Below are 25,791 nucleotides of genomic sequence, written 5' to 3'. Positions count from 1 at the left end.
CTCATTTTCCAGACAAAAACAATTGCTTTAAATGTGGATTCAGCCATTTTTGCTGCGGATCCAGTTGCTGACGCAACGCCATAAAATCGTCCCATTTCGGGTATAAATCGCGAAGCGAAGCTGCGGTCATGCTATGCAATTTCCCCCAATGTGGACGCCCCTGATATTTCTGTAAAATTGGCTCGACCAGATCAAAGAGCGCGTGGTAATCCTGTTTATAAAACTGGTGAATGGAAATGGAGACTGAATCACGTGCGTAAAAAGGACTCAGCCAGATATCATCCCCTTTGACATAACGGAACTCGATCGGGAAAAACATCGGTACTTGATGTTTGCGTAAGGTATATAAAACCTCGTCCAGACACTGCAAACCGAACTCAACCGGAATCTGATATTCCATTTCATTAAATTTGGTCTTGCGCGGGTCGGGAAAATCTGGTTGGACCAATCCACATAGCAAGTCGGTTTGACAAACACGCTCAGCAGTTTTTGCAGATAGGGATTTGTCCTCGGGAAGAGTCGCGTAAATTCAGAGCAGAGGGTTAATAAAGTATCTTCCGAAGGCCAGCTCTCCTATCTCAACTGAATGTCATTTTCCGTTTCATCCAGTGTTTTTAACATGATCTGAATAAATAAATGCCCAAAATTCAATATGTCGGTGCTGATGTTTCCATTGATCGATATTTGCAAATACCTCATGTAGCGGACACAGTTGAATCTGTTTTTTTAATTTAAAGCATGGTCGATTTTGCAGGGTGATTTGGGTCAATATGCCCAAGCTGCCCAATGCTACCCGTCCAGCCTGAAATATTTCGGTATTCTGCTCACGGTTACATTGCAACAGCTCTCCATCTGCGGTCAGTAATTCAAAGCCTTCCACAAAAGCAGATATGCAGGGTAAATCGATGCCTGTGCCATGCGTTCCAGTAGAAATTGCTCCGGCCAAACTTTGCTGATCAATATCACCCTGATTGGGTAAAGCCTGATTGATCGGGGCAAGATATTCCCCTAAATCATATAAACGCATGCCCGCTTGAAAAGTGCATTAAGTTTTATCTTCATCAAAGGCAACCACGCCTTTGAACTGATCGAGATTGATCAGCACCGTATTTGTCTTGACCAAAGCACTGAACGAATGCCCGGCACCCACTGCACGAATGTGTGCATGTGACTTCACCAGACCTTGTAATTCACTGATCTGACTGGGCTGAAAAATCCGCGCAGCACTGGACTGGCTTCCTGACCAATTCCGCCACACTTCATCCGCCTATTGTATTTTCATTATTCTTCCTGGGCTGATATTATTTTAATGGCTCAACTAGAGTAAAATACCTAAAAAATCAAACATGGGAACCCATGCGTTCAAAACATTTAAGTACGGTTAAATATTTTCATTAATATTCAATAGCTTAAAATTTATAAAAACGTACTCGACTAAAGCATAAATGCAACATTCATGATAAATACATATCTTTTCAACAGGATATGAAAATAAATATACAACGGAGTTTCCCAATGGTTAGCGCATATGATGAATTACCGCGTACCCCCGCAAATTTTGTAGCGTTGTCACCTTTACGCTATCTTGATCGTGCAGCTTATATCTATCCCAATCAGAACGCGATTATTCACGGTAAGCGCCGAATCACTTGGCGTGAGAAATACAACCGTTGTCGTCAGTTTGCCAACCAACTCCAAAAATTAGGCATCGGTAAAAATGATACCGTTTCGGTACTGCTACCTAACGTTCCTGCCATGATTGAAGCGCATTTTGCTGTGCCGATGGCAGGCGCTGTACTCAACACCTTAAATACCCGTCTAGATGCCAAAACACTCGCATTCATGCTTGAACATGCTGAAAGCAAAGTACTCTTGGTTGATCCTGAATTTACTGCGCTTGCAACTGAAGCACTTGCCTTGGTTCCACAAGATATCTATGTGATTGATGTGGCCGATGAAGAGTTTGAAGGTGAAGACAGCCGTATTGGTCAAGTTGAATATGAAGACTGGATTGCCCAAGGCGATGCAAATTTTGAATGGCATTTGCCCCAAGATGAATGGGATGCCATCAGCTTAAGTTACACCTCCGGCACCACGGGCAACCCTAAAGGTGTGGTTTACCATCACCGCGGTGCCTACATTAACGCAGCCAGTAATATCATTGCTTGCGGCATGATGCCTCGTGCCACCTATTTATGGACACTGCCCCTGTTCCACTGTAATGGCTGGTGCTTTGCCTGGACCATGGCGGCGAATGGCGGTACCAACGTCTGCTTACGTAAAGTCGATGCTGAACTGATCTTCAAATTGATTGCTGAACATAAAGTGGATTACTTCTGCGGTGCGCCAATTGTCCTGTCAATGCTGATCAACACGCCTGAAGAGAAAAAGGCTAAAATTGACCACCGTGTCGAAGTGATGGTGGCTGGTGCTGCACCACCAGCTGCGATCATTGAAGGAATGCGCAATATCGGTATTAACGTGACTCATGTTTACGGCCTGACAGAAACCTATGGTCCTTCTGCACTCTGCGCATCCCAAGCCGGCTGGAGTGATTTGTCGATTCAGGAACAAGCGCAGTTGCATTCACGTCAGGGCGTTCCTTACCCATTACAAGACGGTATGAAAGTACTTGATCCTGAAACCATGCAAGAAGTTCCACATGATGGTCACACCATGGGCGAAATCATGTTCCGTGGCAATATTGTGATGAAGGGTTATCTGAAAAACCCTGAGGCAACAGCGGAAGCCTTCGCTGGTGGCTGGTTCCATACCGGTGACCTTGCTGTTTGCCAGCCCGATGGCTATGCCAAAATCACCGACCGTTCCAAAGATGTAATCATTTCAGGGGGCGAAAATATTTCCTCACTTGAAGTGGAAGAAGTGCTGTATCAGCATCCTGCTGTACTGACTGCGGCGGTAGTGGCAAAACCTGATCCACGCTGGCAGGAAGTTCCATGTGCCTTTGTGGAACTGAAAGAAGGTAAAACAGCAACACCTGAAGAACTGATTGAATTCTGCAAACAACATCTAGCACGTTTCAAAGTGCCTAAAGATCTGGTGATTACAGAAATTCCAAAAACCTCAACCGGGAAACTGCAAAAATTCATCTTGCGTGACTGGGCAAAAGAACGTGCCACAGGTGAATTTCAGTAATTTACCCTCACCCCACAACCCTCTCTAACTCTCTCCCTGAGCAAGCGACAATGCACTGCCTTGTCGCAAAGCGCAAGAGAGAAATATCAAAGCATAAAAAAGCGACTCATATGAGCCGCTTTTTTATTTTTATCACTGAACAAAAAAATCAGTTATCTGAAATCAATGCCACTTGCTGAATATAGTTAAATAATTTTAGCTTAGAAGCAGCGACTTGTTCTTCAGGCAATTGTTTGGTGATATCACGCTGAATACGCAAGATATGCTGACGAATCGGATGATGTTCAGCCGCATTATGCGCTTTCATGAATTCTTTGATTGCTGGATCACCCTGTGCAATCATTCGGTCAACCCAACGCTGCAATTGTGCAGTTTTTTTCGCACCTTGTTGCGGAGTTAAATAAGACAAAATCACTGCCTCATCTTCATTACGCAATAATTTACCAATCCGGAGAAATTGGCGACGGCGTGCTTCATGTGACGTAATATTACGTACGTCTAACAACGCATCAATTAAACGTTCTTCCACAGGGAGTTTCTGAATTTGTTTAAGACTCAATTCAGAGAGTTGTTCACCTAAAGCAGCCATACGCTGAACTGCTTTTTTTTGTTCGGTTTTGCTTGCACGTCCTTCTAAAGTTTCAAAGTCATCTTCAGTAAAACGCTGTTGCGGTCGACGTGCCACGATTAATCTGCCTCGTAAAATTTTGCTGCAAATAGCGCCTGAATTTCAGATAAAGCTTGTTCTTCATCTGCACCTTCAAGCACTAAACGTAAAGTTGTGCCTTTGCCTGCACCGAGCATGAGCAAGGACATAATATTTTTTGCATCGACTAATTTGTCACCTTTACCAATTTGAATCGATGAACGAAATTTGGTGGTAACTTCAATTAGCTTACCAGACGCACGCGCATGTAAACCTAGTTTGTTAATTACGTCAACAGTTGTGTCAATCATGACCAGTGCTTCATTTCCCTGTGTAAGACCTGAATAGACCATTTTGCCTCAAGAGCCTTTTTGAGTCTATCCACAATATATACTGAACGGTGCTGCCCTCCCGTACACCCAATCGACACTGTCATATAATGACGATGCCCCTCTGCAAAGGCAGGCAACCATTTATCTAAAAAATGATAAATATCTTCGAACATCTCATTGGTTTGTTCACTTTGCAGCAAAAACTGTTGCACAGGCAAATCTAAACCTGAATATTTTCGCAATTCCAGATCCCAATGTGGATTAGGCAAATGACGTACGTCAAACACATAATCGGCATCGAGGGGAATACCGTGTTTATAACCAAAAGATTGTAAAATTAAAATTAAGTTATCGGATTGTCCAAGTTTAGACAACAAAGTGTGTTTTAGATCATGCACACTTTTATCACTGGTATCAATATGAACTGTGGAACGTAATTGTATCGGAAGCAATAAGGTTTTTTCTTCCTGAATACACTGATTCAAACTTTTAAAACGGCTGGATAAAGGATGTGGACGACGCGACGCGCTAAAACGGGAAATCAATTGTTGATCTTGAGTAGTCAAATAAATGATATCCACCGAACCATGCCTTTGCAGTTGTTCAAAAACATGATCAAACTCTTGTAGATCTGCGCGGGTACTGCGTACATCCACCCCTAAAGCCAATTGTTCTAAATTATTTTCACTGTCCAGTTTGGCAACAATTTCAGGCAGCAATGCCAATGGTAAATTATCAATACAGTAATAGCCCAAATCCTCAAGCACCTGCAAGGCAGATGATTTTCCTGATCCAGATTGTCCTGTAACGATTAAAATACGCTTCATGGCAAGGCTGTCCTATGACTAAATTTTATGCAGTATACTTAACTTGCAAGTTATCAATCAGTCGAGTTGTACCTAATTTAGCAGCTATAAACAAAACGACATCCTGATCAAATGCTTCAATTTTTTGTAATTCTGGAGTACGTGCTTCCACATAATCCACAATAAAACCCGCTTGTGTCAACTTTTGCTTAATATTTTCCAACACTTCAGCTAGAGCAACACCATTTTGCAGTTCTTGTTCAGCCGCTTTTAAACTTTGGTAAATTGTCGGGGCAATCTGACGATGTTGTTCACTTAAATAACCATTACGCGAGCTTAAAGCCAAACCATCTTCTGCACGGGTGATCGGCACACCAATCACTTCCAATGGAATATTCAAATCACGTACAAACTGACGAATCACCGCCAGTTGCTGATAATCTTTTTGTCCAAAGAATGCAAAATTCGGCTGCACCATATTAAACAGTTTAGTCACAACCACAGCCACGCCATCGAAATGACCTGGACGCTGTAAACCACATAAATCGTTAGTAATTTCAGACACGGTGATATTGGTTAAACGTGGTTTATTGCCATACATTTGCTCAACACTTGGTGCAAACACAATGTCACAGCCCACATCTGCCAACAAATGGCTATCCTGTTCTAAAGTACGCGGATAGTTTTCAAAATCTTCATTTGGACCAAACTGAATTGGATTGACAAAAATACTGACCACCACGACATCACATATCTTGCGTGCTTCACGCACCAGGTTTAAATGACCTTCGTGCAAATTTCCCATGGTCGGGACAAAACCAATAATTTTTCGTGCCGCTCGAGCTGGGCTAAGTGAAGCGGTTAATCCTTGAATGGTGGTTTCAGTTTTCATGTTTACAGCTCGACTTGAAAAGTTTGTTCTTTAGCAGGGAAAGAACCATCCTGTACTGCAGCATGGTAAGCTTTAAAAGCATCCAGAATTGCAGTTTCCCCTGCCTGTTCTTTCATAAAGTTACGTACAAATTTAGCCACGCGACCAAAGGTCAAGCCCAGCATATCTTGAACGACTAGCACCTGACCGTCGGTATCTGCACCTGCACCAATACCAATCACTGGAATATGCGGGAACAATTCACTAATTTCTTTACCCAATTGTGCAGGTACACATTCTAATAATAATAATGCAGCACCCGCTTCTACCACGGCTTTACAATCTGCAATCAGTTGATCCGCTGCTTCACGGGTACGTGCCTGTAATTTATATCCGCCAAAGACATGAACAGATTGAGGCGTTAAACCCAAGTGTACACAGACTGGAATGCCATTACGTGTCAAAACAGTGACAGTTTCACTTAACCAGGCCCCACCTTCCATTTTGACCATTTGCGCGCCAGCTTGCATGACGGTTTTTGAGCTTATCAATGCGTCATTTAAAGTGGCATAACTCATAAATGGCAAATCAGTCATAATGAAGGCATGTTGATTCCCACGGCGTACCGCAGCAGTATGGTAAGCCATATCTTCCACAGTCACGGGCAGGGTTGAATCACGACCCTGGATCGACATCCCTAAAGAATCACCAATTAAAATGCTGTCGACTTCTGCAATTTCCATTGCCTTTGCCATACTGGCATCGTAACAGGTCAGACAAGAAAATTTGCGTCCATCAGTTTTAAATTTTCTTAAGTCACTGAGACTAATCATCAAGATATTCCTCTAACACATGCTTTCCACATGTCTAAATTAAATATTTGACCAAGATTCATCATCCAGAACAGTCAGGGTTGGATGTTGAACCACGGGTAAATCTTTTAATCGTTGTGCTTTAATTTGTATATTTGCATCTAAATCTAACAAGGGGATGACCACAAAATCACGTTCGAACAGTCCCACATGTGGAACGGTTAAACGCTCATTTTGAATGTGCTCTTGGCCATAGACCAATAAATCTAAATCTAAAGTACGCTCGCCCCATCGACGTAAACGCACCCGACCTGATTCTTGTTCAAAACGTTGTAACGCATCCAATAAAAGCAAAGGAGCTAAATCAGTTTCTAGCTGTACCACCGCATTTAAATAATTCGGTTGGTCTTGAGGTCCCATAGGGGGACTTTGATATAACTTGGATGTTTTCACGGTTCCAAGCGTTGCCAGCTTTTGCACAGCTTCAAGCAAAATCTGGCGTGAATCACCCAAGTTACTACCTAAGCCAATATAGGTGACTGTGCTCATTGTGTCGGTCCAAAAACAACTTGGCTTAAATCACGTTTTACACGTTTACGTTTTAGAATTGGATGGTCATATGCAATCTCTGAACCACCTGCAGAAACGGTTTGAACAGGTCGGTCAGATCGGGTTCTGCTCTTGCGTTCACGACGGCGTGGTTCAGGCTCATTTACCAAAGGCTCAATTTCTACAGAAACTGATTTAGGTTCAATCACATCTTCTGTTGCAGCTTTACGACGACTTTTTGCACGCTGGCGATTATATTGACTAATGGCACGTTCTTTTTCATCCGTACTCATCAACTGATATGAATCCCACCACATGCCCATACCTTGGGTGGTATTGTCGCCTGACTTCTCACGAAGCAACAGGAAATCGAAGCCGGCACGGAAACGTGCATGGGTCGATAACGCTTGTATTTGCTGTGGTTTTGGATTGAGCAAACGGGTTTGCATTTCCCAAACTTCACGAATAAAGGTTTCTGCAAAACGTGGAATGATGGTACGGGTGGCCTGACGCTTTAATACATCCAAGCCCGCTTGTGCACGTGCTTCTGCAGCAACAACACCTTTACCGAGATAAAATTCACAACGTTCTAAAAAGGGTTTCCACAGCAACACGGCATAGAAAAATGCAGGATTAATGGTTTTACCGATTTGAATACGTTGATCGGTATTGATGGCTGCGCGTTCGATAAAGGTTGAAATATCTGGACGGATATCCGCAAACAGCTGACGCCAGATATCAAAATCAATCAGCATCGGCAGCACGCGATTCAAATGCCCCATGGTGAACAATTTCTGCGATTCGTCATATAAACGATGCGGAGAAATATCACGCAGTAACTGGGTCATTTCAGGGGTGAAAATCTCTAAAATTTCAGGCGCAATACTGAAATTTAATTTTGCCGCGAAACGCAAAGTACGCAGCATACGCACTGGATCTTCTTCAAAACGTAAAGTCGGGTCGCCCAATAAGCGTAAAGTTTTATTTTCTATATCATCAACTGCATTACAGAAATCGAGCACGATCCCTTTACGCGGTTGGTAATACATCGCATTAATGGAAAAATCACGGCGGGCAAAATCTTGCTCAATCGTGCCCCAATTATTGTCACGTAAAATCATGCCTGAAGCAGAAGTCACTGCTTTTTTAGGCGGTGCACGAAATGTCGCAACTTCGATCAGCTCTCGGCCTGAATAGACATGAGCAAGCTCAAAACGTCGTCCAATAATACGACAACGCCGTCCGAAAACTTCTTTCACTTGCGCCGGTGTGGCATCGGTGACTGCATCAAAATCTTTAGGATTAAGACCCAACATTAAGTCACGGACACCACCACCGACGATATAAGCTTCAAAGCCTGCCTTATTTAAGGCATCGATAACATCTAATATGGAAGAAGGTAATTGAGCGGTTGATAAACCACATTTTGACGCGCGCAAAGTTTGCAAAAGACGCTGTCTCCTACGTCTGAACGTAAAATATCTAAGATGACGCTAATCATATATCTAACACAATCAAAGGGCAATTTGATTATCTCAATGCTAAATATATTGTTTGGCCCTTCTTGACGGCTTGAGCTATGAATTACAGGCTTAATCGATCTTTATTCTTGGCAAATAAAGCCGGTCCAATCCCCTTGACCTGCTGTAATTCTTCAATGTTTTTAAATTTTCCATTTTTTTGACGATAGGCAATGATCGCTTCTGCTTTTTTTAAACCTATCCCAGACAGCTCTTGTAACTGTTCCAGATTGGCTTGGTTCAAACTTATTTTAGCCCCAGTGGATGCCTGTAAAGCAGGTTTGGCCAAATAGTAATTTTTTGGCGGAGATACATGCGGTATTTTTAAACGTGCATCTTGGGCTTCCTGTTCAGCCTTCCATTTTAAATAGTGTTGGTCGAACTGTTGAGCATAACCCGTCGTTCCGCCCAACACCGACATCAATACACCCATATAAAAAATGGCATTCAGCATCTGTATTATTTTTTTCATTATCGGCCTTTTATTTTAATTGTTGTTTTGCCTGCTCCCAGAGTCGATCCATTTCTTCTAAAGACAGAGTCTCAATTTTTTTATGTTGTTGCTGAGCGTGATCTTCAATGAAAGCAAAACGAGTTCTAAATTTATGAATAGTGCTTAAAAGCGCCATTTCACTGGAAAGTCCCAGTTTACGTCCAACATTGATGAGTGAAAACAAACAATCACCAAATTCATCGAATATTTCGTCGGATTTTTGATTATGCATGGCCTGTTGCAGCTCTTGTAATTCTTCATTCAGCTTGCCATAAGCACCTGCCACATCAGGGAAATCAAAGCCAATTTGTGCAGCATTTTTTTGAATTTCATGCGCTTGTTGCATTGCAGGTCCATGTTTGACCTCATCTAAACGGGATTGGGCTTTGCCTTTTTTTTCTTGTTGTTTAATTTGTTTCCAAAGCACAGCAACATCATCTGAACTGAGCTGTGAAAATTGCTCTGCCTGAAATACATGTGGATGACGACGAATTAACTTTTCAGTAATCGCATTCACGACATCATTAAAATCAAAAGCCCCGACTTCACTATACATTTGCGACTGAAAAACTACTTGCAGAAGTAAATCACCGAGTTCATCCCGTATCTCGTTTGTATTTCCCTCCCTAACCGCCGCTTCCACCTCATACGCTTCTTCAATGGCATATTTAGTCAGGCTTTGCGGAGTTTGCTGCTGATCCCATGGACATTTTTCACGTAACTCCCGCATCACTGCCAACAATTTATCCATGTTTTCATCACTCCAATCATTTCCAATTAACAACGGTTTTCACTATCAAGGTTGGTTATGCTCAAACAAAATGAGTTAAAAAATTAAGGGCACAAAAACAAAATGGATAGGGAGAAACCTATGCACAGTATCTTTATTAGTGGTGCAGCACAAGGCCTTGGTGCTGCAACGGCAAGGCTCTTTTATCAACACGGCTATAAAGTCGGCATCTATGATATCAATGAGGTTAAAGCCCGAAAACTTGCCCAGCAATTAGGATCACAAGCTAAAGCAGGTTTACTCGATGTTGCTGATTATAGCCAATGGTAACAAGCTTTGAGTGAGTTTCAGGCGTGGGCAGGTGAAATGAATGTGTTGATTAACAATGCTGGCATTCTCTATTCAGGGGCTTTTGAACAGACCGATATTGCAGCGCATCACCGAACCGTCGATATTAATGTCAAAGGTGTTTTAAATGGCTGCCATGCCCTTATTTGTTCAAACCGCAATGGTCAAAGATATGAATGCGGGCAGCATCCAAAATATGGGCGTGCACTTAACCGCAGATGATGTCGCACGGGCAATCTATGCACGTGTGCAAACGAAAGACTCCCTATTCACCAAAATCCATCAAGCGGTAGGGCTTAAAACCAAAGTACTGATGATGCTTTCTAAGCTCAGCCCGCAGTTTATTAACCGGATGAGCAATATATTTTGGGCGAAAAGAAAATGAAAGAAATCAAAATAAAAAGAACCTGATTAACAGGCTCTTTAAAAAACTCAATGATTCATAAAGTTATTTAAAAAACTTTTTAAGATGGAAAAAATATTTTAATTTCTGGAAAAGTAAAACTTTTACAGGATGCCTCTGAACGCCATGCCACCGTTAACATGATATGACCTAAATTGAAATTTTGATAAGCAAATGTTCCAATTAAAGGATGAGTGCATAATCCTCCATCATAAACAGGATGCACCTGAGTCTCTAGCTCATTTAAATTTAGATGTATACCCAAGCCAGATGCTTTCAATACTGCTTCTTTAGTCGTCCAGACTTTAAACCAATAATCACGATCGTGTTCCAGTTCCTTCCAGTGTTGCAATTCATTGGGGTGAAAAGCATGCGCTGCCAAAGCTTCAAATCGTACCTTTCGATCTAAATCTTCAATATCCACACCTAAATCCTGCATATTGCTACTGGTTGCTAAAGCATAATTTTTTTGACTATGACTATGATTAAAATAAAATTTAGGAGATTTAACTAAATACGGTTTGCCATGTTGAGTGGTAGAAAAATCTTCTTGCTGAATTGTGGTCTCTAATTGTTGGGAGAGCAATTGATTTCGATAATGATAAATTGCCTGTTTTTGCTGCTGAATTTTAGTCTTGCGATCCAATTCTTTAGATAGAGGGACAATACGCTCAATTGTATCGACATCTACTCGTATCAATCTGGTCACGTGTACATCCTTATCCCAAAAATATAATGACATCTTAAATGAAAAAAGCCCAAAGTAAACTTCAGGCTTTTTATCATCAATACATCATTGATTAACGCTTAAATTTCTTTTCAGCCTTTTTAAATTTCTGTACATAACGACGTTTACGTGCAGCCACGCGTTCGTCCATTTGCGACTTACGCCCTTCAAACGGATTTTCAGACGTTTTAAAGTCAATGCGAACCGGTGTACCTTCAAGTTTATAGACACGACGGAATACATTTTCTAAATAACGACGATAATCCGCAGGGGTTTTATCAACCTTATTACCATGCACAATAATCGTTGGTGGATTTTGACCACCCATGTGGGCATAACGCATTTTAATACGTTTACCGTTAATCATTGGCGGTTGATGTGCTTCAGTTGCATCATTCAAAATTTGGGTTAATTTCGCTGGCGAAACTTTCAAATGTGAAGAATCAAATGCACGATGGATTGAAGGATACATTTCCCCCACACCGGTACCATGAAGTGCTGAAATTAAGTGTACTTTCGCCCATGGAATAAAATCAAAACGACGTTCAACATCAAGCTTACATTGCTTGCGGTCGTACTCCGTCATGTTATCCCATTTGTTGATTGCAATCACCATTGCTCGACCGGCTTCTAAAGCATAGCCAATCAAATGTAGATCTTGCTCAACCACACCTTCACGTGCATCCAATACCACAATTACAACATGAGCATCTTTAATGGCTTGCAAAGTTTTCACGATTGAGAATTTCTCAACCATTTCATCTACCTTGCCTTTACGACGTACACCTGCAGTATCAATCAGCGTGTATTTCTGCTCATTCCGTTCATACGGAATATAAATAGAATCACGCGTGGTACCTGGCATGTCATAAACCACAACACGCTCTTCGCCCAGTAAACGGTTGACCAAGGTCGATTTACCGACGTTTGGACGTCCAATCACGGCTAAGCGTAAACCGGTGTTCTGGTCATGCAACTCAGGATCTTCATCCTCAGGAACATCTGCAAGCACATCTTCCAGCATTTGAGCAACACCACGACCGTGGCTTGCTGCAACATGTAATGGTTCGCCAAAGCCGAGTTGATAAAACTCAACCACCGCAGCTTCTGCATGTACACCATCAACTTTGTTTGCAACCAAGTAAACTTTCTTCCCTAGGGTACGAAGTTCTCGTGCAATTTGTTCATCTGACGCTAGTAATCCCGCACGCGCATCAACAACAAAAACAATAATATCGGCTTCATTGATGGCTGTTTTTGATTGCTCAGCCATATATGAATCAATACCTGCTTCACTTTCACCGATACCGCCTGTATCAACTACAATGAAGGATTTATTTTGGAATACTGCATCGCCATATTTGCGGTCACGAGTAAGACCAGCAAAGTCAGCAACGAGTGCATCACGACTCTTGGTAATCTGGTTAAATAACGTTGATTTACCGACGTTCGGACGTCCAATTAGCGCAATTACGGGTTTCATAAATTAACGGTTCTGCCAAACGCTTAACGCGCCCTTTCTGGTGGAGACATATAGTTGTCCATCAATTTCGCGTAGTGAACGTACTTCACCACTTGTTTTTGATCGACCAATGAGTTGCCCAGAAGTTGGATCGATTAAGTGTAATACACCATCTAAATCACCAACCACAAGGTCTTGTCCGAGAACAACAGGATTACTGAGCTGACGATTGAGCAAACTATCGTTTTGCCATAATTGCTCACCTGTTGTTAGTGCATAAGCAGTGATTTTGCCATCTGCTTGTGCAACAAAAACGGTATTATTCATTACTTCTGGACGTTGAATACTGCTTGCATCTTCACTCCACACCACTTGTTGTGAAGCTAAATCTGTAACAGTGACTTGTCCTTGGAAACTGGTTGTTACAAGAAACTGACCTGCAACAACTGGATCGCCATCAATATCATTGAGGCGTTGAATATCTGAACGGCCTTCGCTTACTGCAACACGGCGCTGCATACGCGGTACACCACTGAGTATATCAAGGGCATAAACATAAGCATTTGATGAAGCAATCAATACCGTACGCGGGTCAAGTGCGACCGGAGATGCCATCCCACGTAAGCTAAATTGTACATTAGGAAGGTTATATGTCCAAACTTGCTGACCGGTGGCAAGATCATGTGCATAAACAGTACCGTCATTGCTGACAGTAATCACACGACCGGATTGAATCAGTGAAGTCGATAAAATGGCGCCTGCCAATTGTGCAGTCCACTTTTGCTCACCTGTTGCTTGATCTAAAGCGAACAATTGACCTTTCTTATTACCAACAACAACAGTGCCTTCACCTGCTTCTACACCAGAGCTTAAGCCCTGCTTAGACACCTTTTTTTCCCAGATACGCTGCTTACCTTGATAAGCCGCGACTTCACCTTTTGGATCTAAGGCAAAGATTACACCGTTATCCACATCTAAACGCAGACGTAATGGATCCGCTTTCGATGTTGATGAAACACTTTGAGAAAATACCGGAACAAGACTTTTGCCTTGAGCCAATTTAGGTAATGGATTCGGCTTAACCTCTTCCACTTTAATTTTATTGGTTGAACAGCCAACAAGTGCGAATGTTAAAATTGTCAGCGCAAACGGTATTTTGTATTTTCTATCCATCATGACTCATCCACTTGTGTTTCTAAAATTGGTCGTTCTACATCAGGATCATCAACTAAAACGCCGACACTTTCGAGTTTAATTTGTAAAATTTGACGTTCCTGCTGACGTTCAACCAGTGCATCCCATGCACTCTTGTACGATTTTTTAGCATTTTCTATATCATTTTTAGCAACATACACATCACCCAGCGCTTCATCAGCGGTCGCTTTAAAAGCGGGATCTGTCACTGCAGACAATGTCTTTAATGCATCATCATATTTCTTTTGCGCAAGCTGAGCATAAGCCAAGCGGAGTTTAACCAACTGAATCAAGCCTGCATCATCCAGCTTAGAATTTTCAACTTTTTTTAATGCTTTTTCTGCATGCGCATAATCTGCTTTGTCATAAGCCAATTTAGCCATAAGCAATTGCGTTTGAATGGCTTGTGCAGAATCTGGGGCTTCTTTGACAATTTTGTCCGCAGTTGCAGATAAGGCATTAAATGCATTGGCATTGCCTTGCGCATTTTTAGCCTCATCCATCAACTGTTGAACCTTGGCTGTTTCCATTTGAGATTCAGCCAGGTTTTTCTTCTGCCAATATTCCCATCCGAAAAAGGCAATCAACGCGATTAAAATCCCACTAATCATGGCAGAGCCATATTTCTTAGTGAAAGATTTCAAGCTATCAAGTTGTTCTTCATCACTCAATGCGTTCATGTGATTACCCTTTCCTTATGTTTTTTAAGCTTATTTTGAAGAAAATTTTTCAATGAAGAATGATACAATATTCGCCACAGCAACATCAGTTTGCTCGGCGGTCGCCAATTCTTTCACAGCTACTTGTTGTGCTTCCCACTCACGTTCACCTGCAATCACGGCAAAAATAGCGCCTGATTGATCGGCTTTTTTCATCTGAGATTTCATCGAACCTTGTGAACCAACTTTCAGGCGAATATTGCTATTTGCTGCTTCAAGCTGGTTACGAATTTGTTCTGCAAGTACCAAGGCTTTACCTTGCGATGCAGGATCCGACAACAAGAATACTTCACAATCACGTACAGGTGTATTGTCTTCAACTTGTTCAAGTAGAAGCAGCAAACGTTCCATACCCATAGCAAAACCAACAGCAGGTACAGATTGATCAGCCTTACCTTTCAATTGACCTACAAGACCATCATAACGACCACCGGCACATACGGTTCCTTGTGAACCCAAATGTGTAGTTGTCCATTCAAAAACGGTTTTGTTGTAGTAATCTAGACCACGAACCAATTTTTGGTTAATCACAAATTCCACACCTGCATCAGTTAAATACTGCTGCAATTGTGCAAAATGATTCATGCTATCCTCACCCATGAAGTCATGCAGTTTCGGTGCATTTTCAAGGATTTTTTGCGTACGTGCATCTTTAGAATCGAGGATACGCAGCGGATTGGTGATTAGACGACGTTGTGAATCTTCGTCTAAATCACCTTTATGCGATTCTAAAAACTCAACTAACGCTGCACGGTATGCCGCACGTTCGTCTGATTCACCTAAAGTGTTCAATTCTAAACGGACTTTATCCGCCACACCCATGCGTTTCCACAAACGTGCAGTCATCAAAATCAATTCTGCTTCCATATCCGGTGTAGCAACACCAAATGTTTCCACACCAAATTGATGGAACTGACGGTAACGCCCTTTTTGTGGTTTTTCATAACGGAACATGGGTCCGACATACCACACACGAGGAGTCGCACCGCGAAGCAAGTTATGCTCAAGCATGGCACGTACACAGCCTGCAGTCCCTTCAGGACGCAAAGTCAAAGACTCAGGTGGATTACCCTTGTCCAAGAACGTGTACATTTCTTTTTCAACAATATCCGTAGCATCACCAATTGAACGTTTGAACAGATTGGTCTGTTCAACAATCGGCAAACGGATTTGCTGGTAACCATAAGCATCCATTAACGATGCTAAATGTTGCTCAAGACGTCTCCACGCAGCAGTTTGCGTTGGAAGAATGTCATTAAAACCTTTGATTGCGACAATTGAACTCATGATGAACTACGAATAATCTCTTTAGATTTAGCTTTTTCAAGCTCTAGAACACGTTGACGAACCATAGTTTCGATTTCATCAACCAATTGATTGGTATCGATTAAATGGCTTTTCTCACCATTACGATACACCAGTGAACGCGGACTTGCACCAACCACGCCAATATCGGCTTCTTTGGCTTCGCCCGGACCATTCACTTTACACCCAATCACGGATACATCCATGGGGGTACGAATATCTTCCAAACGCTCTTCCAGTGATTGCATCACTTTAATCACGTTAAATTCTTGACGCGAACAGCTTGGGCAGGCAATAAAGTTAATTCCGTTAGAACGAAGCCCCAATGATTTTAAGATATCAAAACCAATTTTCACTTCTTCTTCAGGCTCTGCTGCCAAGGAAATACGCATGGTATCGCCAATGCCTTCCATCAACAAACCACCGAGGGCAATTGCTGACTTCACAGAACCGGTACGGTAGATCCCAGCTTCAGTTACACCCAAATGCAGTGGATTATCAATTTGCGCTGACAGTAAACGGTAGGCATCCATGGTTAGAAACACATTTGATGCTTTCACCGAAATTTTAAATTCCTGGAAATCCAGACGGTCTAAAATATCGATATGACGCATCGCAGATTCAAGTAACGCTTGACCTGTCGGCTCGCCATATTTTTTCTGAATGTCTTTTTCCAGTGAACCGGCATTCACGCCAATACGCATTGAAATATCGTGGTGACGTGCCGCAGCAACCACTTCACGAATTTTCGCTTCAGAACCAATATTGCCTGGGTTAATACGCAAGCAATCTGCACCGGCATCAGCAACAGCTAAAGCAATCTTATAGTCGAAATGAATATCGGCGACTAAAGGCACATTCACCTGTTTACGGATTTCACCAAATGCCGCTGCTGCTTCCATCGAAGGTACAGAAACACGCATGATGTCCGCACCGACATCGACACAACGTTGAATTTGTGCAACGGTTGCAGCCACATCACAGGTTTCGGTATTGGTCATACTTTGGATACTAATAGGTGCATCACCACCTACATAGACTGAACCAACACGAATTTTACGAGTGGGACGGCGCTTAATCGGATTTTCAATCATTAATATCGCTCTTCTCTTTACCCATTAACGTGACAAACGAAAGTCTGCTTTGCCATCCACTGTATAAGGTGACAACGCAATATTTTCATTATTTAAAGTTAATGTGACAGCTGATGCATCATCAAGGCGAATTTGGAATGGAGTTTCACCATTTAATTTCACTGTTGATGCTTGACGACCTGTTACCAGAACTTTACCGGTTGAATCTACAATATGAACAGAAGTTGGGCGGCTAAACTCAAGCTCCAACTGATCACCCGATACAGCTGTTGAATGATCTAGATTCAACACTTCTACATCGGATTCTGCAGGTGCAATTTCTTGGTTATCATCTTTATTTGACGACAAATTTTGTATAGCCATCACAGCAGCAACTACAGCAACCAATACCACTAAAGCAATGACGATACGTTTTAACCACTTCTTATTGCGATCACGATTTGAACCTGGGAGTTTGCCCATAATTTTAATCGGTGAATTGTTTAAGGCATGATTTGGCAATAACCCTGTATCATTTTGATAGATCTCATCAAAACGCTGGATGATCGCTGTTGCATCGACTTTTAAATATTTCGCATAAATACGATAGTAACCTTTAATAAAGGTCGCTTCCGGCAAAGCTTTATAATCATCTTGCTCTAAAGCTGTCAAAGTTTTCACTTGCATGTTCAAATCTTTGGCAGCGTCATTTAATTCACGCTTTTGTGCAATTCGAATTTGACGTAAGTACTCACCTGGACGCTGAACATTTCCTAATGCATTGGGTGCTACGCTTGAACCATTTGATTGCTGTGAATTAGGATTTACTTCCATACGGCCTCAGTACTGTACTGTAATTGCAGATAACGTTGGTATTCCGGACTCTCTGGAAAGAGTGCACGTAATTGATTGACAAGTACCTGCATTCCCATTGTGTCACTATTTGCCCGTGCATTTCGGATACCAATCCAGAGCGCACGCGCACCTTGATTCTTTTGACCAACACCACGCACAAACTGTTCATACAACTGTGTCGCAGCAGTGGTCTGCTGTTTCAAATAAAAAATTTCGGACAACTCTAACATTGAAATGTAGGAGTCACGATTTACTTGCAGGGCCTGTTTGAATGATTTTTCAGCATTCGCCATATCACCTAGTTTTAAATAAATTCGCCCTACATTTTCCAATGCCTTGTAGCGCTGATCATAACCCAATGTTGTTCCCGCTACATTGAGTTGCTCAATCGCGTCATTATAACGCTCAATTTGATACAAATAAGTACCGTAGTTGTTACGCGCTTGTGCATTTTTCGAATCAGCAGAAATGGCACGCTTAAAATATGCTTCTGCCTTATCCATACTGACTTTACTGCCTTCTTGTTGCAGTAAAATCCCCATCATCATATTCGCAGCGGAATCTCGAGGATTCATTTCAAGCGCTTGGTCTAAAGTACGCTTTGCAGAATCCAGATCGCCCGATTTGATATATTCTGCAGCCAATTGAGTGCGAACTTTAACTGCTTTTTCTGGATCTTTCTTCACCATTGTTGTCGATGTCTGACAAGCAGTGATAAAAATAGCAGACATACAAATCATTGTAATAAAAGCTAATTTATATGCGGGCTTTCTCAATTGACGTCCCCTTTTATTATCCTTGAGAGCGCATAATCTCATTACTTTGCGCAATTTTCTTTTTCCACTGTTCCGCACGACGGGTACGGTCAGCCACTTGACCCACTAACTGTCCGCACGCAGCATCAATATCATCACCACGTGTCTGACGAATCGTACACACAAAACCTGCATCAGACAAAGTTTTTTGGAAAGAAATAATGCGGTTACGGCTTGAACGACCGTATGGTGCATGCGGGAATGGATTAAATGGAATTAAATTAATTTTACTTGGTAAATTTTTTAACAACTTAATCATTTGTTGTGCATGTTCAGGATGATCATTCACCCCATCCAGCATCACATATTCAATGGTCACATGTTTACGTGAACTTTCGTTACCATCTTTGGCAATATAACGCTGACATGCAGCAATGAGCTGCTCTAACGGATATTTTTTATTAATTGGAACCAATTCATTACGCAGTTCATCATTTGGCGCATGTAAAGAAATGGCAAGCGCCACATCAATATCTTTGACCATTTGGTCGATTTTCGGCACCACACCAGACGTCGATAAAGTCACACGACGTTTTGACATGCCATAGGCAAAGTCATCTAACATCACACGCATCGAGTTCAACACGGCATCGTAGTTGAGTAATGGCTCGCCCATACCCATCATCACCACGTTGGTCACTGAACGTTCGCGCTCAAGCACCGGCACATCTTCCATATAGGAATAGTTCGCCATCCACAGCTGACCGATAATTTCCGCCTGAGTCAAATCACGCTGGAAACCCTGTTTACCGGTTGAGCAGAATGAACAGTCCAGTGCACAGCCCACTTGTGAAGAAATACACAAGGTACGGCGCAAACCGCTACGATGTTCTGCCGGAATCAGCACAGTTTCGACGAGAGAACCTTCACCATCGCCAACACGGAATACCCATTTACGGGTACCGTCTTTAGAATAGTTTTTATGCACCACTTCGGGCGCTTTAATTTCACAAATACGTTCCAATTTTTCACGCAGTTTGCCTGAAATATTGGTCATTTCAGCAAAATCAGTTACGAAGAACTGGTGAATCCATTTCATAACCTGCCCGGCACGAAACTTCTTCTCACCCATATCCTCAAAGAATTTTTCCAGTTGCGGACGTGACATGCCGAGTAGGTTCACTTTTTCCACAGCATTTTGCTGTGTCGGAGCGGATGGAGATGGTTGCTGGTCAGCAGAAATTGCTGATGTAGCGACGACTTCAGTACTCATGTGTAATTACCTAAACCATGTCTAAAGATGAAAGGAGAAGCTCAATAATCGAGCAAAGTATTATTCAGAGAATAAAAAAACCAGATAAGTATAATAACACTTATCTGGTTTGAATACTTCGAATTAACGAGTACGTGGGCAGATCTCAGTTTGAGCGAAGAAGTAGTTAACTTCACGATCAGCAGATGCAACTGAGTCAGAACCGTGAGCAGCATTTTCGTCGATGCTTACAGCGAAATCTGCACGGATAGTACCAGGAGCAGCTTCTTTAGGGTTAGTTGCGCCTAAGATATCACGGTGAGCAAGAACAGCGTTTTCACCTTCAAGAACAGATACTACAACAGGACCAGAAGTCATGAACGCAACAAGGTCACCGAAGAAACCACGTTCTTTATGCTCAGCATAAAAGCCTTCAGCTTCAGCTTGAGTCAAATGTTTCATTTTAGTTGCAACGATTTTAAGACCAGCTTTCTCAAAACGAGCAAAGATGTCACCGATGTTGTTTTTAGCAACTGCATCTGGTTTAACGATAGATAAAGTACGTTCGATAGCCATGATTGGCTCCTTATGTCAATTTGACGAGAAAATTTTGCCGCATTATACCGAGATAATCAGCAAGTATCAGCTTTTGATATGTAAAAAGTTGCTTTTTTCGATTTACTGATTAACGAACTTCATCAATCCAGGCCATTTGAATCCCTTCCAGCAAACCTTCAGTCGATTTTTCCGGGTCATCCTTGAAGTCTGGCAATGCGCAAACCCATGCATGTAGGTCTGTAAAGCGAATCCATTGCGGATCGACATCGGGATGTGCTTCAGAAAGTTCAATCGCAAGATCAATAGTGTCAGTCCAACGTAAACCCATGGTTATTCCTAAGCGCTAAATGAATGCCCTACTTTAACAAATTACTAAAATCGAGAGCTAGTTTTTCGATTTTTAAAAAGACATTTTTATAACACGATATTTAAAAATGGCGCGGTAAAAATAATTCCTGTTGCGACCAACACACCAATCAACGCCCCCACAATCACATCACTCGGATAATGCAGTCCTAAAACCATACGGGATATGGCAACCAAAAGCGTAAAAGGCAACATCAAAACAAGTAACATCGGCTGAATATAGCCCATCACTGTGCTCGCCATGACGGCATGCAAGGTATGTCCAGACGGAAAGCTAAAGTGATCTAGCGGTTGCTCTCGCAATAGAATCACTTGATGCACTTGATAAGGTCGAGGACGTGTAGTTTTTTGTTTCAAGATTTTATAAATTGCAGAACCTATAGACCCACTAATCAAGATATATAGCAACTGCTCGATATAAAACTTATCTTCCAATACCCAAAGACTGGCTAACATGAGGCACCAAAACAAACCATTGCCGAGACGACTAATGATCTTAAAAAAATGGGCTACCGTATGTGAATGTGAAAAATGATTCAGATACATACATCCTTTTAAATCGAGATCTAGCATCGTTATTATTGCTTTTTTTAATTTCATGATGATTCTCCTTTAAGCATCTGCTTAAAATTCAGGATGTCATTTGCATCTCTCTGGCAACTCCATATAGTGCCTGTTCAAACTGTCGCACAGGATTTTGCCATCCTACATCCTGTACTGCTTCACGGGCTTTTATCCCCATGTATTTCAAGTGATGATTATTCGGTAACTGATAAATTAACTGAATCAGTTTATCCATCTGACCTAAAGGACTTAACCACCCTGTTTCATTATTTTTCACATGTAAATGTGCACTAGCATAATCATAAGCAATCACGGGCAAACCACTTGCCATGGCCTCAAGCACCACATTTCCAAAGGTTTCAACTTGACTGGCAAATACAAAAACATTGGCACTTGCATAAGCTTGAGCTAATTTCAAACCGGTTAAATTTCCCGTAAAAATAACATCATGACCTTGGCATAACATTTCCAAACGAGTCCGATCTGGTCCATCACCGACAATGACGAGTTTTACATCATGCTGAGTCATTCGCCTCATAGCGATATAGGCATTCACCACGACATCTATTTCCTTCTCGGGAGATAGTCGTCCTACATACAACATCACCCTGGTTTCTGAAGTAGCTTTCCAGTGTTGACGTAAAGCCTCCGAACTATGTTCTGGAGAAAAACATGCAAGATCTACACCACGTCCAACAATAGCCAACGGGCAACGAACACCAAACTGTCTTAAAATATATTCTGTATCTTTACTTGGAATACAGGTCAGTTGTGTATTGTTATGAAACCAACGTAAATAGTGCTGGATGGGCTTAACTAAAAAAGCCAAATCAAAAAAGCGACTAAACTCTTGAAAAGGCGAATGAAAACCACTTGAAACCGGAATTCCTTTGCTTTTTGCAGCCTGCAAAACACTCAAACCTAAGGGTCCTTCGGTAACAATATGTACAACGTCCGGTACAAATCTATCCAGTGCTTGTGATACTTTTAAAAATTGTGGCCAACCAAATTGAAGGCTTGGGTATTTAGGAATAGATTGTGCTTTGACCAGACACTCTTTACTGGGGATAAAGTCGTGACAGCTCTCCTGTTGCTCTGGTCGAATCAGTAAAATTTTATGACCTTGTTTTTGCAAACCTTTACAGAGTTGTAGTAAAGATAGTGCCACCCCATTAATTTCTGGAGGCCAAGTTTCAGTAACGATGGCTATTTTTAGGCGTGGACGAACCAAGTCTTTTAAAACCTGGATATCATCACACGCCATATTTTGCTTTCTTTGTTTAAAATAAAATTGAAAACTTTCTGGAAAATCTTGTTGTTTTAGCAGACTGGTCGCATACAAATTTGCCATACAACACCTATGTTGTTATTTTAGACTTAGCTTAGATGTTGTTTCTTTCAGTTTGATGATAATTAGATGTAGATTTATTGAAATAAAGACGAGTACAAAATTCAATATAGAAATAAATCTATCCGTAAAATTTCATTCATTTTAAAACTACTTTCTTTTTATTATATATTTAATAAATAATAAGGAAGATATTTAAGTAACATGTAAGATACTTAAAACAATAAGTTTACATACAGCTCATCAGTATAATTACCAGAAGGTATAGCTAGACCAGGCTGTTCATCTAACTGAACTGCTACTACATATTTTTGTCCATTTTTTGCTGGTTTTGCTGATAAAGGGGTATTCCAGAGATTACCTTGAGCCCCTATAATGCTCATCCGAGTTCTTAATCGATGTGCTCCATTAGTCACATAACTTAAACCGTGTTTATCTTGCAAGTTCCGACTACTGAACTGAATTACATAGCCACGATCGCAGCGAACATTAAAACTTGTTGCTGTTTGACTTTTATAGCTAGCGAGCATTTGCATATATGATTCACTCACTGATGCAATAGAACATGCATGTGAAATGGGAATTAAAAAACTACTACATGTAAACATTAACAAGAATTTTTTCATTTTATTCACCCAAATTATTGGCAAATCAAATCCATGTGACGTATTGCCACATAGCTCCCTGATTTATTGTTTGGTACATTAAGTACACTCTTGCAAGTTTCCCCTCCTTTGGTTTTCAGTGAAATGTTGTATTGAGCTGATTTCAACCCATATAAATAAACTTTACCCTCAGCATCTACCGGGAAAAACTCTTCTGAATTTGAATTCAAATAGACTTCACTAGCTTGGGCAAAGGTTTGATGATTTGGTTTAAGTAAACGTAGAACAATGACACCGGTTCGTTCTACAGGAAAATCCACCTTATAACCACGCTGATTCATTCCAATCACTTTTTGATTGGAATAACTTATTGTGTCATTAATATCTAATTGGTCTTGGTTAAAGGAAAGATCGTAATTAACATACGGTACAATATCATGAACAAATATATAGCCTTTTTTATTGGTTTTCCCAATAGGTGTTAAAGTACGATACACATCTACATCCGCGATATCACCTACGTTAACTAAAGCGAAAGCATTATCTACATATTTAGTCAGCCCAACTTTATGGTCTAACCAAACCAATGCACCTTGATAATTCGCTTGAGTGAAACGAAAATCTTCACCTTCATCATGAGTGATATATAAATTACCTACTGGCATTTTTAAGGCAGTATAGCCATTAAAGCCTACACCCCCATTTTGCTGATGTGTTGCACCCACCGTATAATCTAAGCCGTTTTGACTGAGCGAACTTTTCGAATAACGCAATTGAGTTTGTTCATCAAAAGTATGTGTTAAATAAGTATTTCTTTGTGAATCAAAATTATAACTTAACGTCACATATGCCCCATTATTATCCTCATCTTTCAAATCTTTATAATAGGAGAATGACATTGATGCTTGACGACCGAGCATTCGAGAGAACCCTACCGTTACTAGTTGAGTATCGGGAAAATTCAATTGTGAGTTTGGATAATAGCGGCGCTCTAAATAATTAATATTTAAATTATTAATCAATGGAACATGGAATATACTGGCATAAGCGAGATTATCGTATTCTACAGATTGTATATCATTACTATATCCTAAACTACGATATTCAGGGTTATAGTATTTACTGCTCACACCGAGAGCAAGCCGATCCCCATTTCGACTTAATGAAGCCCCTAACATATGACCTTCACCCAAATCGCTATGACTGCCAGAAACATGCAGATCAAGCAAAGCATATTTACTAATAGCTTGTGTCCACATTAATCCAAGGTTTTGAATATCCTCACTGTATGCAGCATTAGTTCCTAAAGTTGTACTTTGGGTAATTCCACGTCTAAAATAGACATTTGTAAAGAATTCACGATAATCATCTGAAGAATAATCATAGTTATAACGTAATTTTCCCATTGAAATATTGTATTCGTTTAAATCGGGTTTTAATAATGAAGTATTAATATAAACAGGAAAAGATTGTACAGTTCGATTACCTAAAACATCTTCTACCACAACTTGTGCTTCCCCCGATTGCTGAATGTTTGCACCAGCCGTAAGTGCATAATGTCCAGGTGTCACTTTTTGTTGATAGAGGTTTACGCCATTAATATACAAATCTACTGTCGAAGGTAAAATCGCACTTCCTTTTAGAGTAGGAACATTCCAATAAATAAAATCAGGATAACTGGTAAAATTAGTGCCAAAGGAAATTCCACCAAATCGAAATGCATCTAATAACGGATTGTATACACTAGTATCATCCCCTAGGCTTAATCGCTGATATTTGGATGGAAATTCAATTTCAAATGAAGTATTTAGACGTATTATTTTTTCTTGCTCATTTTCTGCTTGATCACGATAAATCATGCCATTTCTAAAGATCCAATAATCCTTAAAAACACCTAATTCAACCAAACCATTCATTTCATCGAAATTATCCAATTTTCCATAATAGAAATCATAATTAAGAAAACCACCCAATTCAGCTTTAGATGGAATGAGATGATTGGTCGTAACGTACTGTTCTTTAAAATACTTAGCCGGCACTGTCAGCTTAATTGCTTGTAAAGCAGTATCTTGCTCAGACTGAATTGGATCACTAGACACCAAACAAAAATTGGGCTGTATCGGATGTTGTTTCATTAAATTTCGCTGGATGCCCAACTGAGATAAAATCTCACATTCCGCATAACGTTGATTATCTTGCTCTAATACCAAAGTTTCTATTGCGCGATCAATACCGTTTAACCAAACATTGTTTAACACTAGCTCTGAATTTGCAGAATTAGCCGGCAATGGAATACCCCATAACATAAATTGTATGGCGAAAAAAAGTCGAGTTTTACGCAT

Annotated in this window: 25 protein-coding genes and 2 pseudogenes; 2 read left to right on the top strand and 25 right to left on the bottom strand. The window is 41.0% G+C overall.

The features are described 5' to 3' along the window. Position 1: 1 nt before the first annotated feature. Positions 2-1,258: pseudogene (locus HLH18_RS07160) on the bottom strand (D-arabinono-1,4-lactone oxidase). A gap of 257 nt (positions 1,259-1,515) precedes the next feature. On the opposite strand from HLH18_RS07160, the gene HLH18_RS07155 reads away from it, so the two are divergent. Beyond that, on the top strand, positions 1,516-3,156 hold the full coding sequence (locus HLH18_RS07155; protein ID WP_171546285.1) for an acyl-CoA synthetase: 1,641 nt from the start codon (positions 1,516-1,518) through the stop codon (positions 3,154-3,156). A 148-nt stretch (positions 3,157-3,304) separates the two neighbouring features. Here HLH18_RS07155 and yjgA read toward each other — a convergent pair whose 3' ends face one another. The 9 genes from yjgA to mazG all read right to left on the bottom strand — a co-directional run bounded on the left by yjgA (position 3,305) and on the right by mazG (position 9,936). Then, positions 3,305-3,841 carry a ribosome biogenesis factor YjgA gene (gene yjgA, locus HLH18_RS07150; protein WP_131287412.1) on the bottom strand — a complete coding sequence of 179 codons (537 nt, stop codon included), beginning with the start codon at positions 3,839-3,841 and terminating at the stop codon, positions 3,305-3,307. A 2-nt stretch (positions 3,842-3,843) separates the two neighbouring features. Further along, positions 3,844-4,113, bottom strand: a complete 270-nt coding sequence (locus HLH18_RS07145; protein WP_010325935.1) for an HPr family phosphocarrier protein — start codon at positions 4,111-4,113, stop codon at positions 3,844-3,846. Next, on the bottom strand, positions 4,110-4,961 hold the full coding sequence (gene rapZ / locus HLH18_RS07140; RefSeq protein WP_131287414.1) for an RNase adapter RapZ: 852 nt from the start codon (positions 4,959-4,961) through the stop codon (positions 4,110-4,112). Before rapZ ends, HLH18_RS07145 begins: the two co-directional genes overlap by 4 nt. A gap of 25 nt (positions 4,962-4,986) precedes the next feature. Further along, positions 4,987-5,832 (bottom strand): pantoate--beta-alanine ligase, encoded by an 846-nt coding sequence (gene panC, locus HLH18_RS07135; protein ID WP_171546284.1) that lies wholly within the window; start codon positions 5,830-5,832, stop codon positions 4,987-4,989. A gap of 2 nt (positions 5,833-5,834) precedes the next feature. Then, entirely contained in the window at positions 5,835-6,644 is an 810-nt protein-coding gene (panB, locus tag HLH18_RS07130) for a 3-methyl-2-oxobutanoate hydroxymethyltransferase (protein WP_171546283.1), read from the bottom strand. Positions 6,645-6,683: 39 nt separating this feature from the next. Continuing rightward, the gene (gene folK, locus HLH18_RS07125; protein ID WP_171546282.1) at positions 6,684-7,172 is read right to left on the bottom strand and encodes a 2-amino-4-hydroxy-6-hydroxymethyldihydropteridine diphosphokinase; all 489 of its coding nucleotides are present in this window, start codon (positions 7,170-7,172) and stop codon (positions 6,684-6,686) included. Continuing rightward, positions 7,169-8,620, bottom strand: coding sequence for a polynucleotide adenylyltransferase PcnB (gene pcnB, locus HLH18_RS07120; protein ID WP_214647289.1), 1,452 nt, complete (start codon positions 8,618-8,620; stop codon positions 7,169-7,171). The genes folK and pcnB overlap by 4 nt, the downstream gene beginning before the upstream one ends. Before the next feature lie 136 nt (positions 8,621-8,756). After that, positions 8,757-9,113, bottom strand: coding sequence for a ComEA family DNA-binding protein (locus HLH18_RS07115; RefSeq protein WP_250852385.1), 357 nt, complete (start codon positions 9,111-9,113; stop codon positions 8,757-8,759). A 61-nt stretch (positions 9,114-9,174) separates the two neighbouring features. Next, positions 9,175-9,936, bottom strand: a complete 762-nt coding sequence (gene mazG, locus HLH18_RS07110; RefSeq protein ID WP_171546280.1) for a nucleoside triphosphate pyrophosphohydrolase — start codon at positions 9,934-9,936, stop codon at positions 9,175-9,177. A gap of 120 nt (positions 9,937-10,056) precedes the next feature. On the opposite strand from mazG, the pseudogene HLH18_RS07105 reads away from it, so the two are divergent. Next, positions 10,057-10,648, top strand: a pseudogene (locus tag HLH18_RS07105) (SDR family NAD(P)-dependent oxidoreductase). Between the two features lie 79 nt (positions 10,649-10,727). Here HLH18_RS07105 and HLH18_RS07100 read toward each other — a convergent pair. The 15 genes from HLH18_RS07100 to HLH18_RS07030 all read right to left on the bottom strand — a co-directional run bounded on the left by HLH18_RS07100 (position 10,728) and on the right by HLH18_RS07030 (position 25,791). Beyond that, a complete protein-coding gene (locus HLH18_RS07100; protein WP_171546279.1) occupies positions 10,728-11,375 on the bottom strand; it encodes a 4'-phosphopantetheinyl transferase family protein in 648 nt (215 codons plus the stop codon). A 91-nt stretch (positions 11,376-11,466) separates the two neighbouring features. Then, a complete protein-coding gene (der, locus tag HLH18_RS07095; protein ID WP_131287431.1) occupies positions 11,467-12,876 on the bottom strand; it encodes a ribosome biogenesis GTPase Der in 1,410 nt (469 codons plus the stop codon). A 3-nt stretch (positions 12,877-12,879) separates the two neighbouring features. Next, positions 12,880-14,028: an outer membrane protein assembly factor BamB gene (gene bamB, locus HLH18_RS07090; RefSeq protein ID WP_171546348.1), complete on the bottom strand. Its 1,149-nt coding sequence runs from the start codon at positions 14,026-14,028 to the stop codon at positions 12,880-12,882. Beyond that, positions 14,028-14,729, bottom strand: coding sequence for a YfgM family protein (locus HLH18_RS07085; RefSeq protein ID WP_131287433.1), 702 nt, complete (start codon positions 14,727-14,729; stop codon positions 14,028-14,030). Before HLH18_RS07085 ends, bamB begins: the two co-directional genes overlap by 1 nt. Positions 14,730-14,759: 30 nt before the next feature. Beyond that, entirely contained in the window at positions 14,760-16,055 is a 1,296-nt protein-coding gene (gene hisS, locus HLH18_RS07080) for a histidine--tRNA ligase (RefSeq protein ID WP_171546278.1), read from the bottom strand. Beyond that, entirely contained in the window at positions 16,052-17,167 is a 1,116-nt protein-coding gene (gene ispG / locus HLH18_RS07075; protein ID WP_131287438.1) for a flavodoxin-dependent (E)-4-hydroxy-3-methylbut-2-enyl-diphosphate synthase, read from the bottom strand. The genes hisS and ispG overlap by 4 nt, the downstream gene beginning before the upstream one ends. A 24-nt stretch (positions 17,168-17,191) precedes the next feature. Next, positions 17,192-17,980, bottom strand: a complete 789-nt coding sequence (locus HLH18_RS07070) for a helix-turn-helix domain-containing protein (RefSeq protein WP_131287440.1) — start codon at positions 17,978-17,980, stop codon at positions 17,192-17,194. Next, complete coding sequence (pilW, locus tag HLH18_RS07065) at positions 17,971-18,777, bottom strand: type IV pilus biogenesis/stability protein PilW (RefSeq protein WP_502699784.1); 807 nt, start codon at positions 18,775-18,777, stop codon at positions 17,971-17,973. Before pilW ends, HLH18_RS07070 begins: the two co-directional genes overlap by 10 nt. Positions 18,778-18,793: 16 nt before the next feature. After that, the gene (rlmN, locus tag HLH18_RS07060; RefSeq protein WP_131287442.1) at positions 18,794-20,029 is read right to left on the bottom strand and encodes a dual-specificity RNA methyltransferase RlmN; all 1,236 of its coding nucleotides are present in this window, start codon (positions 20,027-20,029) and stop codon (positions 18,794-18,796) included. Between the two features lie 123 nt (positions 20,030-20,152). Beyond that, positions 20,153-20,584, bottom strand: coding sequence for a nucleoside-diphosphate kinase (ndk, locus tag HLH18_RS07055; RefSeq protein ID WP_067722016.1), 432 nt, complete (start codon positions 20,582-20,584; stop codon positions 20,153-20,155). 109 nt (positions 20,585-20,693) lie between these two features. Next, positions 20,694-20,894 (bottom strand): Fe-S cluster assembly protein IscX, encoded by a 201-nt coding sequence (iscX, locus tag HLH18_RS07050; protein ID WP_086192927.1) that lies wholly within the window; start codon positions 20,892-20,894, stop codon positions 20,694-20,696. A gap of 86 nt (positions 20,895-20,980) precedes the next feature. After that, positions 20,981-21,532 (bottom strand): phosphatase PAP2 family protein, encoded by a 552-nt coding sequence (locus HLH18_RS07045; protein ID WP_131287446.1) that lies wholly within the window; start codon positions 21,530-21,532, stop codon positions 20,981-20,983. Between the two features lie 31 nt (positions 21,533-21,563). Further along, positions 21,564-22,847, bottom strand: coding sequence for a glycosyltransferase family 4 protein (locus HLH18_RS07040; protein WP_171546277.1), 1,284 nt, complete (start codon positions 22,845-22,847; stop codon positions 21,564-21,566). A gap of 212 nt (positions 22,848-23,059) precedes the next feature. Then, complete coding sequence (locus HLH18_RS07035; RefSeq protein WP_171546276.1) at positions 23,060-23,470, bottom strand: hypothetical protein; 411 nt, start codon at positions 23,468-23,470, stop codon at positions 23,060-23,062. A 14-nt stretch (positions 23,471-23,484) separates the two neighbouring features. Continuing rightward, a complete protein-coding gene (locus HLH18_RS07030; RefSeq protein ID WP_171546275.1) occupies positions 23,485-25,791 on the bottom strand; it encodes a fimbria/pilus outer membrane usher protein in 2,307 nt (768 codons plus the stop codon).

Source organism: Acinetobacter sp. ANC 5414, assembly GCF_013004295.1.
In the GTDB taxonomy this organism is placed as follows: Bacteria; Pseudomonadota; Gammaproteobacteria; order Pseudomonadales; family Moraxellaceae; genus Acinetobacter.
The sequence above is the reverse complement of the archived record's forward strand: the minus strand, read 5'-3'. Positions and strand labels throughout refer to the sequence as shown.